This window comes from Streptomyces sp. NPDC059787 (genome assembly GCF_042732315.1).
Lineage (GTDB): Bacteria > Actinomycetota > Actinomycetes > Streptomycetales > Streptomycetaceae > Streptomyces > Streptomyces atrovirens.
This window is the reverse complement of the sequence record NZ_JBHWHX010000040.1, coordinates 62,029-71,733: the sequence shown is the minus strand read 5'-3', so window position 1 is coordinate 71,733 and position 9,705 is coordinate 62,029. Positions and strand designations below refer to the sequence as shown.

General features: G+C 72.0%; 9 protein-coding genes. 7 read left to right on the top strand and 2 right to left on the bottom strand.

Annotated features, from left to right (window positions below):
* Nucleotides 1-723: 723 nt before the first annotated feature.
* Both ACFV5H_RS29520 and ACFV5H_RS29515 read left to right on the top strand, forming a co-directional pair.
* Nucleotides 724-1,134: an ATP-binding protein gene (locus tag ACFV5H_RS29520; RefSeq protein WP_385198046.1), complete on the top strand. Its 411-nt coding sequence runs from the start codon at nucleotides 724-726 to the stop codon at nucleotides 1,132-1,134.
* Nucleotides 1,131-1,589, top strand: a complete 459-nt coding sequence (locus tag ACFV5H_RS29515; protein ID WP_385198045.1) for a Fur family transcriptional regulator — start codon at nucleotides 1,131-1,133, stop codon at nucleotides 1,587-1,589. The genes ACFV5H_RS29520 and ACFV5H_RS29515 overlap by 4 nt, the downstream gene beginning before the upstream one ends.
* Nucleotides 1,590-1,735: 146 nt before the next feature.
* On the opposite strand, the gene ACFV5H_RS29510 is transcribed toward ACFV5H_RS29515, so the two are convergent.
* On the bottom strand, nucleotides 1,736-2,269 hold the full coding sequence (locus tag ACFV5H_RS29510) for an EF-hand domain-containing protein (protein ID WP_385198044.1): 534 nt from the start codon (nucleotides 2,267-2,269) through the stop codon (nucleotides 1,736-1,738).
* Nucleotides 2,270-2,803: 534 nt separating this feature from the next.
* Here ACFV5H_RS29510 and ACFV5H_RS29505 point away from each other — a divergent pair.
* The 4 genes from ACFV5H_RS29505 to ACFV5H_RS29490 all read left to right on the top strand — a co-directional run bounded on the left by ACFV5H_RS29505 (nucleotide 2,804) and on the right by ACFV5H_RS29490 (nucleotide 7,066).
* The gene (locus ACFV5H_RS29505; RefSeq protein ID WP_385198053.1) at nucleotides 2,804-3,559 is read left to right on the top strand and encodes a (5-formylfuran-3-yl)methyl phosphate synthase; all 756 of its coding nucleotides are present in this window, start codon (nucleotides 2,804-2,806) and stop codon (nucleotides 3,557-3,559) included.
* 8 nt (nucleotides 3,560-3,567) lie between these two features.
* Entirely contained in the window at nucleotides 3,568-4,977 is a 1,410-nt protein-coding gene (locus ACFV5H_RS29500; RefSeq protein ID WP_385198042.1) for an aldehyde dehydrogenase family protein, read from the top strand.
* The gene (locus tag ACFV5H_RS29495; RefSeq protein ID WP_385198040.1) at nucleotides 4,974-6,080 is read left to right on the top strand and encodes an NAD(P)-dependent alcohol dehydrogenase; all 1,107 of its coding nucleotides are present in this window, start codon (nucleotides 4,974-4,976) and stop codon (nucleotides 6,078-6,080) included. Before ACFV5H_RS29500 ends, ACFV5H_RS29495 begins: the two co-directional genes overlap by 4 nt.
* Before the next feature lie 80 nt (nucleotides 6,081-6,160).
* Nucleotides 6,161-7,066 carry a class I SAM-dependent methyltransferase gene (locus tag ACFV5H_RS29490; protein WP_385198039.1) on the top strand — a complete coding sequence of 302 codons (906 nt, stop codon included), beginning with the start codon at nucleotides 6,161-6,163 and terminating at the stop codon, nucleotides 7,064-7,066.
* A 340-nt stretch (nucleotides 7,067-7,406) separates the two neighbouring features.
* On the opposite strand, the gene ACFV5H_RS29485 is transcribed toward ACFV5H_RS29490, so the two are convergent.
* Nucleotides 7,407-8,507 (bottom strand): serine hydrolase domain-containing protein, encoded by a 1,101-nt coding sequence (locus ACFV5H_RS29485; RefSeq protein WP_385198038.1) that lies wholly within the window; start codon nucleotides 8,505-8,507, stop codon nucleotides 7,407-7,409.
* Nucleotides 8,508-8,905: 398 nt separating this feature from the next.
* Here ACFV5H_RS29485 and ACFV5H_RS29480 point away from each other — a divergent pair, with 398 nt between their 5' ends.
* The gene (locus tag ACFV5H_RS29480; RefSeq protein WP_385198036.1) at nucleotides 8,906-9,592 is read left to right on the top strand and encodes a hypothetical protein; all 687 of its coding nucleotides are present in this window, start codon (nucleotides 8,906-8,908) and stop codon (nucleotides 9,590-9,592) included.
* Nucleotides 9,593-9,705: the final 113 nt, after the last annotated feature.

Sequence of the window (9,705 nt, the reverse complement as noted above, 5' to 3'; positions counted from 1 at the left end):
GGTGATCAGAACGGCAAGAGCCGTGTAACGGGAGACTGTTACGCACGGATCTGTGAGAGCCGAGGGGTGAGATCCCCCTCGGCTACTCGGCGGTGCTCGCCCCGGGCGGTCTTCCTGCCGTGGCAGGCCCGCGATGCCGGGTCGCCCAGGGCGGCGAACGCGGAGAGGGAGAAGGCCCGTTCGAGCTGCTTGGTTCCTCTCCGGGACGGTTGTCCGCCGCGGACGGGGGAGCCCGAGTTCCGGGTTGCCGGGGCGGGCCGCTGACCGGCTCGCCCTGCTGCCGGTCCAAGCCTCGCGCGGCGTAGGCCCCGCCGGACGGACACCCTCCACGAATAAGGCATCCACCCCGTCAGACTTCTCACCGCCGTATCCCCGGCCACCACGCCCCGCACGAGGCCGCCCTCCCTCCGGAAGGCCGCGACCAGGCCGCCGGCCGCCACCCCGCCCGGCTGGCACCGCAGGGCGGCGGCCGCAGTACGTGCACCAGAAACTGTGTGGAATCATGAAAAAGGGTGTCATCCACAACCTTGACCGATTCAAGAAAAGGCGTACGGTCGTGAGGGAGATTGCAACCGTCCTCGAAAGCGCACCCTCATGGATCGCACAGCTCCCCGGGAAACCCTTCCGGGTGGAACGATCGCCGATGTGGCCGTCCCCGCCCCTCAGCGACCGACTACCGCCCTGCCGTCCGGTGGGGCGGCCGACGCCCGCGTGGAATCGTTCGTGGGTGGGCCCTGGTCCCTGCCGTGGTCGCTGACCGCGTGCTCCTCGGCGAGGGCCGTCATACGTGACGTGCTGCCGCAGTGGGGTCTGGACGACCTCGTACCGACTGCCGAGCTGCTGGTCAGCGAACTGGTGAGCAACGCACTGCGTCATGCCTCCGGCCCGCTGCGCCTCACCCTCGAGCGGGTGACCGACCTTCGCTGTCTGGTCAGCGACGGCACCACGGACCTTCCCCGCCCGGCCGACGCGGGCCCGGAGGACGAGTGCGGCCGCGGACTCACCCTCGTGGACATGCTGGCCGCACGGTGGGGCTGTGAGGGCGGGCCCGAGGGCAAGAGCGTGTGGTTCGAGCTCTCCGGCGACCCCTGCGCGCCCGGTCTCGACGGTGACACGGAGGACGAGGCGGCATGACGACGTCCGGCACGGCCGATGAACCGATGGCCCTGGCCGCCGAACGGCTGCGTACCGCGGGTATGCGAGTGACCGCTCCGCGCATGGCCGTACTGATGGCCGTCTCCGACTCAGGCGGTCACCTCGACGCCGACACCCTGCGTGAGCGCGCTCAGCGGATCACCGGCCGCCTGTCCCTGCAGGCCACCTACAACGTGCTGCGCGCCCTCACGGACGCCGGCCTGGTCCGGTCCACCCAGATCGCGGGTCACCCCACCCGCTACGAGACCGAGCGCCACGACAACCACCACCACTTCGTGTGCCGCGCCTGCGGTTCCATCCGCGACGTGGAGTGCGCGGTGGGCGCGGCCCCCTGCATGGAGCCGCGGCTGCCGGAGGAGTACGACACTCAGGAGGCCGCGGTCACGTTCTGGGGCCTGTGCCCCGGCTGCCGGGCCGAGGCGCCGGTTTCCTGACGGAACCACCCGTCCTCGTGACCCCACGACGTGCGAGGAAGGCCCGTGTGCTGCCGTCCGACCGTGCCGGAGAACCGTACGAGCAGCTGATGACCGGGAGTCCGGTGGCTCGCCCCGCATGGAGCGAGCCACCGGGCCGTGCCGGATCAGGCCGCCGGAGAAGCTGCCAGCAGGTCCGCGGGAATACCGCCCCTGTCGGGGGCGTAGAAGTTCTTGATCTCGGCTTCCCAGACGTCCACCCGGATCCGGTCGTCGTCATCGGGCTCGAAGGCGTCGAAGAGCGCGTGGATGTTCGGCAGGGCGAAGCCGACCCCCCTCATCATGCCGATGAACACCGGCCGGGCGACAGTACCGCTGCCGTCCAGGTCGCCGAGGCGCGCGAAGCCGGCCGCGAACTCGTCGATCGCTCCGCTGAAGCGCTCCGGCGACAGGACGCACGCCTGGTACTCGTCGTAAGTGATCCGGCCGTCGCGATCGGTGTCGAGTTCACCGGCCAGCGTGGTCCAGTAGCGCGTGAAGCCGGCCCGCATGGCCTGCTTCCGCGCCTCGTCGGCTTCGGGGACGGCTGCGGCGACCCGGCTGCTCATCAGATCGAAGTCGTCGGATTCCAGAACCCCGTTTCCGTCCGCGTCGAACAGGGTGAACACGAGTTTGACCCGCTTGATCGCTTCGTTCCGCATGGGCTCTTGCCTTTCGTCGGACCAGGGGACGGGACGGCCGTGCGTGCCGGCCGCGCCGTACGGTGCGCGACGGCCCGACGGCGCGGCACGAGTGCGGCCAACACCCGCGGGGCGGGAAAGTCCCTGTCCGGCCGGTCGTACGGCCGTCGCGCTGTCACTATGCGGGCTGCGGAATCCGGCGCCCCGGGGAAGACGGGCTGTTCAGCAGAAAGAATGAAAACGACGCTGCTCCGGCATGAAGCATGCAGCGATCTGCCGCCGGGCGGGCCGCCAGAAGCGGAGACCTCCCGCCCGCGCGTCTCCTGCGCGTCCCGGCCCCGCGGGAGGAACCGCTCCTGAACACTGCGGACCCGGCGGGAGACGGTCCGGACCGGCGCGCACGGCGCACCGGGCACGCCGGCAGCACTCCATTCGGTCCCCGCACGCTCTACCGATGCCCATGGGCCGCGGAAATGATGAGTGCACCGCACATGAACCAGGTGATCCGCACTCCTGCCCCTCGGCCGGGCGGACATGCGGCGGAAGGAGCCCGTGGTGTTGCTTCTCATCTCCCCGGACGGCGTCGAGGAGGCCCTCGACTGTGCGAAGTCGGCGGAGCACCTCGACATCGTCGACGTCAAGAAACCCGACGAGGGTTCGCTCGGCGCCAACTTCCCCTGGGTCATCAGAGAGATCCGTGACGCGGTCCCGGCGGACAAACCGGTGTCCGCCACCGTGGGAGACGTCCCGTACAAGCCCGGTACGGTGGCCCAGGCCGCGCTCGGCGCGGTCGTCTCCGGCGCCACGTACATCAAGGTCGGCCTCTACGGATGCACGACGCCGGGGCAGGGCATCGAGGTCATGAGCGCGGTCGTCCGTGCGGTGAAGGACCACCGCCCCGAAGCGCTCGTCGTCGCTTCGGGCTACGCTGACGCGCACCGGATCGGCTGCGTCAATCCGCTCGCCGTGCCCGACATCGCCGCCCGCTCCGGCGCCGACGCCGCCATGCTCGACACCGCCGTCAAGGACGAGACGCGGCTGTTCGACCACGTTCCGCCGGACGTGTGCGCCGAGTTCGTCCGGCGGGCCCATGCGGCCGGTCTGCTCGCCGCCCTCGCGGGCAGTGTCGAGCGGACCGACCTCGGTCCGCTGACCCGCATCGGCACGGACATCGTGGGCGTGCGCGGAGCGGTCTGCGAGGGCGGCGACCGCAGGGCCGGAAGGATCCAGCCGCATCTGGTGGCCGCCTTCCGGGCGGAGATGGACCGGCAGGCCCGGGAGCACGCGGCCGGCGTTCCCGCCGGGAGCTGACCAGCGGCATGCCGACCCCTGAGCCCGACCGCGCCCCCGGACGCCGGGCCGCGCGTTTCGGTGTCGTCGACCCGGCCACCGGGGAGACCGTCGACGAGGCCCCCGACCAGCAGCCGGACGAGTTGGACGCCGTGGTCGGCCGGGCCCACCGGGCCTGGCGCGGCTGGCGTGCCGACCCCGCCGCCCGCACCACCGCGTTGCGCGTGGCGGCCGACGCCGTGGAGACGGCGGGCGACAGCCTCGCCCGGTTGCTCACCCGGGAACAGGGCAAGCCCCTGGCCGAGTCGTACGCGGAGATCGCCCGTACGGCGGCCCGCCTGCGCTACTTCGCGGACCTGGCCCCCAGAACCCGGCGGATCACCGACGGCCGGCCCGTGCACAGTGAGATCCGCTGGCGCTCCCTCGGACCCGTCGCCGCGATCGTGCCGTGGAACTTTCCCCTCCAGCTGGCGGCGGCGAAGTTCGCGCCCGCGCTCGCGGCGGGCAACACCATGGTCCTCAAACCGTCCCCGTTCACCCTCCTCGCCACCCGACTGCTCGGCTCCGTCCTCGCCACCGCCCTGCCTGAAGACGTACTGACCGTCGTCACCGGCCGCGAACCGCTCGGCGCCCGCCTCGCCTCCCACCCGGGCATCCGCCACGTCACCTTCACCGGCTCGGTGCCCACCGGGCGGGCCGTCGCCGAAGCGGCGGCGGCCTCGCTCGCCCGGGTCACCCTGGAACTGGGCGGCAACGACGCCGCCGTCCTGCTGGACGACGTCGAGGTGGACCGGATCGCGGACCGGCTGTTCTGGGCGGCGTTCCGCAACTGCGGGCAGGTCTGCATGGCGGTCAAACGCGTCTACGCCCCGGCCCGGCTCCACGCCGAGGTCGTCGAAGCCCTCGCCCAGCGCGCGAAGACCGTCACCGTCGGGCCCGGCCTCGACCCGGACACCCGGCTGGGCCCGGTCAGCAACGCCCCTCAACTGGCCCGCGTCGAGCAGGTCACGAAACAGGCCCTGGCGGACGGCGCCCGGGCGGCGGCCGGCGGCCGCCGGCTGGACGGGCCGGGCTACTTCTTCGCTCCCACGATCCTCACCGATGTCCCGCCCGGCAGCCCGGTGGTGACCGAGGAACAGTTCGGACCGGTCCTGCCGGTGCTGCCGTACCGGAACCTCGACGAAGCAGTCGACGCGGCCAACGGCACCGGCTTCGGACTGGGCGGATCCGTATGGGGCACCGATCCCGACCGGGCCGAGGCGGTGGCCGGCCGGCTCGAATGCGGCACCGCCTGGATCAACCACCATGCCGAACTGTCCCTCGCCCAGCCCTTCGCGGGCGTCAAGAACAGCGGTGTCGGCATCGCGGGCGGACCGTGGGGGCTGTACGGCAACCTCCGGCCGTTCGTCGTCCACCGCCCGCAGGAGGAACGACGGTGAGGTTTCAGGCGGCCGTACTGCGTTCGTACGAGGACCCGTTCGCCATCGAGGAGGTGATTCTGCGCACGGAACCCGCCGTCGGCGAGATCCTGGTCGAGATCGCGGGCTGCGGGATGTGCCGGACCGATCTCGCGGTCCGGCGGTCGGCCGGCCGCAGCCCGCTGCCGGCGGTGCTCGGCCACGAGGGGGCCGGGACCGTGGTCCGGACGGGCGGCGGCCCGGACACCGCGATGGACGTCGGTGACCACGTCGTGCTGAGCTTCGACTCCTGCGGACACTGCCGGAACTGCCGCGGTGCGACCCCCGCACACTGCGACTCCTTCGCCTCCCTCAACCTCTTCGGAGGGCGTGAGGAGGAAGCACCGCGGCTCACCGACGCGACCGGGGGAGCGCTTGCTCCCCGGTGGTTCGGACAGTCCTCGTTCGCCGAGTACGCGCTCGTCCCGGCCCGCAACGTGGTCCGGGTCGACCCCGCACTCCCCGTCGAACTGCTCGGACCGCTCGGCTGCGGCTTCCTCACCGGTGCCGGAGCCGTGCTGAACACCTTCGGCGCCGGCCCCGGCGACACCCTCGTGGTCTTCGGCGCGGGAGCGGTGGGCCTGGCCGCGGTGATGGCGGCCACCGCCGCCGGCGCGCTGACCGTGGCCGTCGACCGGCATCCCGGGCGGCTGGCCCTGGCCGAACGGTTCGGCGCGGTCCCGCTGCCCGCCGGAACGGCCGGACTGCCCGAACGGATCCGGCGACTGACCGACGGCGGCGCGCAGTACGCGCTGGACACCACGGCCTCGTCCCCGCTCGTCAACGACGCGCTCCGGGCACTGCGCCCCACCGGCAGCCTCGGCCTGGTGGCACGGCTCCACACCGCGCTGCCGCTCGAACCGGGCACGCTGGACCGGGGCCGCAGCCTCCGCCACATCTGCGAAGGGGACGCCGTGCCCGGACTGCTGATACCCCGGCTGACCGGGCTGTGGCAGGCCGGACGCTTCCCCTTCGACCAGCTGATCCGCACTTACCCGCTGGCCGACATCAACGAGGCCGAACGCGACTGCGACGCGGGCCGCGTGGTCAAACCCGTCCTGCTCCCGGAGGGAAGAAGCCGATGAGCGAGGCACGCGGCACCGCGGACTCACCGCACCCGACAGGCAGACACCCCGCAGTCCCCACTCCCGCCAATGGAGGAGACATGGCCGGCACGGCGCCGCAGCACACGGACGTGGAAGGCGTCGACACGGGCGTGGGCCTGACCGCCCTCCTGGTCGCCGCGGCACGGGCGATCGAGACCCACCGCCCCGACAGCCTGGCCCAGGACGTCTACGCGGAACACTTCGTGCGCGCCGTCCCGGCGTGCGCGCACTGGCCGGTGCGCATCCAGCAGGTCCCGGACGGAGACGGCAACCCGCTGTGGGGGCGGTTCGCCCGTTACTTCGGCCTGCGGACCAGGGTCCTCGACGACTTCCTCCTCCGGTCGGTGCGTACGAGCACCCGCCAAGCGGTCCTGCTGGGCGCGGGGCTGGACACCCGCGCCTTCCGGCTGGACTGGCCGTCCGACTGCGCGGTCTTCGAGATCGACAGGGCGGGCGTGCTGGCGTTCAAACAGCAGGTGCTCTCGGACCTGCCGGCCACCCCGAAGGCGAAGCGCGTCCCCGTACCGGTCGACCTGCGCGCCGACTGGGTCACCGCGCTGACCACCGCCGGCTTCGACCCGGCCGCGCCGAGCGTCTGGCTGGCCGAAGGACTGCTCTTCTACCTGCCGGGCCCCGCCGAGACGTACCTCATCGACACGGTGGACCGGCTGACCACCGAAGGCAGCGCACTGGCCTTCGAGGCCAAGCTGGAGAAGGATCTGCTCGAGTACCGCGACAGCGCGATCTACACGGCGACGCGAGAACAGACCGGCATCGACCTGCTCCACCTCTTCGACAAGGGGCCACGCCCCGACTCCGCGGGCGACCTGACGGCCAGGGGCTGGTCCACCTCGGTGCACACCCCCTTCGACTTCACCCACCGGCACGGACGCGGTCCCCTTCCCGAGCCGAACGACGCGCTGGAGGGGAACCGGTGGGTGTTCGCGCACAAGCCCCAGCCATGACGTCCACAGCGCTCACGGCGGTGTCCGCACAGGGACCGGTATCCAGAACGGCCGCCCGACGGCAGCACGGGAGTGATGACGACGCTCGTCGTCCCGGACCGGTTCGACCATGGCGATGAAGGTGTTGCGAGTAAAGCCGTCGGCCGGTGCGGGCCGGGTCCGGCCGGCGCACAGCGCGCGGGGACGCACTACGACGCCGTCGTAGCCGGCCGATCAGCGCGTTTCCGCCGGCGGACCGCGGTTGGACCTGGCATCCGATCGCGGCGCTTCCCGGCACGGGGCACGGACCGCCCGTCCGGTGAGCCGCGGCCCGGCCGACCGGTCGGGGCGACTGCGGGGCCTACCGGCTCTTGGCGCACAAGGTCGCGTCCACCACTTGCTGGAGACGGCGCAGGCTGTCTCCCTCAGCCGCCCAGGTCGTGGTGTAGACGGTCACGGTGCCGCGACCGCCCGTGGCCCTCCCGCCGCCCACCGAGTTGCCCGGCAGATCACCGCCGTGGCCCCAATAGGAACCGCCACAGCCGAGCGGGATCGAGGCGACGCCGTAGCCGTAACGGCTGCCCGCCGGATAGACGTCGCGGCCGCTGACGTCGGTGGTGTCCCGGGTCATCAGGCGCACCGCCCAGCCGGGCAGCAGCCGCCCGCCGAACAGGCCGTCCCAGAACGCGTTGAGGTCCTCGGGCGTGGAGACGAGTCCGCCGGACGCGCCGAACTCGTACCCCGGCAGCTCGGTCACGTCCACCCGGCCCGCCTGCGGGTGGGCCGGGTGGACACCGTAGTTGCGGGCGTGCGGTCCGCGCAGGGTGAACTCACCGGGTGCGGGCCAGTAGGTGTCGTCCAGGCGCAGCGGGCGCAGAATCGTGCGTTCGACGTACGTGCGGAAGTCGGTCCCCGACACTCTGTCGATCACCATGCCCAGCACCAGGTAGTTGGTGTTGGAGTAGTCCCAGTCGGTGCCGGGTTCGAAGAGGGGTTCCTCCTTGAGCGCGAGGGCCAGATAGTCCTCGGACGTGCCGGGCCGGCTCCAGTCGACCAGCCCGGAGTACTCCGGCAGGCCGCTGGTCTGCTTGAGCAACTGCCGTACGGTGACGGTGCGCCCGGCGAGCTGGGGTACGTAGGTGCCCGCGCGGTCGTCGAGCCGTATCCGTCCCTCCACCACCAGACGCATCACGGCTGCCGCGGTGAACGCCTTGGTGTTGCTGGCCAGCCGGAACCGGCCCTGCGAACCGACCATCGCACGGCCCGATTCCAGGTCCGCGACGCCGGCGGTACGCGTCCTCCTGCCGTCGTACGCGAGGGCGCCCGGCACCCCGTCCTCCTCGATGAGCAGATCCAGCTGCCGCTGCACCGGGTCGGACTCGCGGGCCGCCGCTGCCGGGGCGAGGGTCCCGGTGAGCATGGCGGCGAGCAGGACTGCGACGGCGAAGCGTTTGCGATGCATGTGTGTTCCCCCTTGTCATGGCCGGCCGGAGCGGCCGGATCACGTGCTCGTCGATGACCTTGCCAGGTCCCCACCCCGGGATCACTACGCCCAGGACCCGAATCGAACTGCGGCCAACCCCCTTGACACGGAAAGGTGTTCAACGGATCACCTCACGACACGGGTGCGGGTGATCCTCGAAGTGATGCCGCACGCCGGGGACAAGGCGATCCGGGACCAGGTGGACGTCAGGCCGCGATGCGGGGTTCCCGGTTCGCTTTCGGTCGACGTCCGTGCGGCGGACGGGACAGACGCCGTCGGCTTCCCCGCCCCTCGGCGCAGCACGTTGATCATGGCTCGCCCGATGGCGCATATGATCGGCTTCGGTAATCCAACTCTTCTGACACGGGGGCGATTTGATGGCGGTACAGGACATACGAACGGCGGCACGGCTCATCGGGCGCCGCAACACACTGCGCTACCTGGCGATCGGGGCGGCCTCCGCCCTGGTCGCGGCCTGCACCGGTGAGAGCAGGGAGCCGGCACCCTCGGGCAGTACGAAGACCGGGCCCACCGACCCGACCGCGACGCCGGGTCCCCCGACCCCGGGCCCCTCCGAACCGTCCGGGAAGGCCACGCCCACGGCTCCTTCGACGACCACGGCCGGCGTGATGGGCCGGGCCTTCGACGCCTTCGTCAAGGGCGGCTGGACCGTGGAGTCCACGACCCCCGGGAACGAGACGGTCAAGGGCACGGCGACCGTGATGGCGGACGGCGGCGGCAACGGCGGTTTCACCATCGTCTGGGCCGGCGAAGGCGCCCCGGTCACCTGGTCCGGTGGCTGGCTGCTGCGCGGCGGCCACCTGCGCATCGACGTGTACGACGCCCCCCAGGACGTGGACCGGCTGACCGGCGGGGAGGCCCTCACCGTTCCCAAGGAGGTCGGGGAAGGCGCGTTCCTCCTGCTCCCCTGGCAGCCGCCGGGCCACAACGGTACCGGCGACGGCCAGCAACTGAAGGTCACCTACAAGAACGACGTCCTGCGCATCGTCCACACGGAGCGGAGCGGCAGTGAGTCGGTCCACGTGTGCACCCGTGCCGCCTGATCCGGCCCGGATCCACCGCCCCGGGCGCACCACCGTCCCCGGGCCCGTGGGGGCCGGCCGCGCCCGGTCGCCCGCCAAGGGATGACCGTCACCTCAACCGACCGCGCCCGCCC

Coding starts and splice junctions, on each gene's coding strand:
- ACFV5H_RS29515 (WP_385198045.1), top strand. CDS start 1,131: ATGACGACGTCCGGCACGGCCGATGAACCGATGGCCCTGGCCGCCGAA.
- ACFV5H_RS29510 (WP_385198044.1), bottom strand. CDS start 2,269: ATGCGGAACGAAGCGATCAAGCGGGTCAAACTCGTGTTCACCCTGTTC.
- ACFV5H_RS29500 (WP_385198042.1), top strand. CDS start 3,568: ATGCCGACCCCTGAGCCCGACCGCGCCCCCGGACGCCGGGCCGCGCGT.
- ACFV5H_RS29490 (WP_385198039.1), top strand. CDS start 6,161: ATGGCCGGCACGGCGCCGCAGCACACGGACGTGGAAGGCGTCGACACG.
- ACFV5H_RS29485 (WP_385198038.1), bottom strand. CDS start 8,507: ATGCATCGCAAACGCTTCGCCGTCGCAGTCCTGCTCGCCGCCATGCTC.
- ACFV5H_RS29480 (WP_385198036.1), top strand. CDS start 8,906: ATGGCGGTACAGGACATACGAACGGCGGCACGGCTCATCGGGCGCCGC.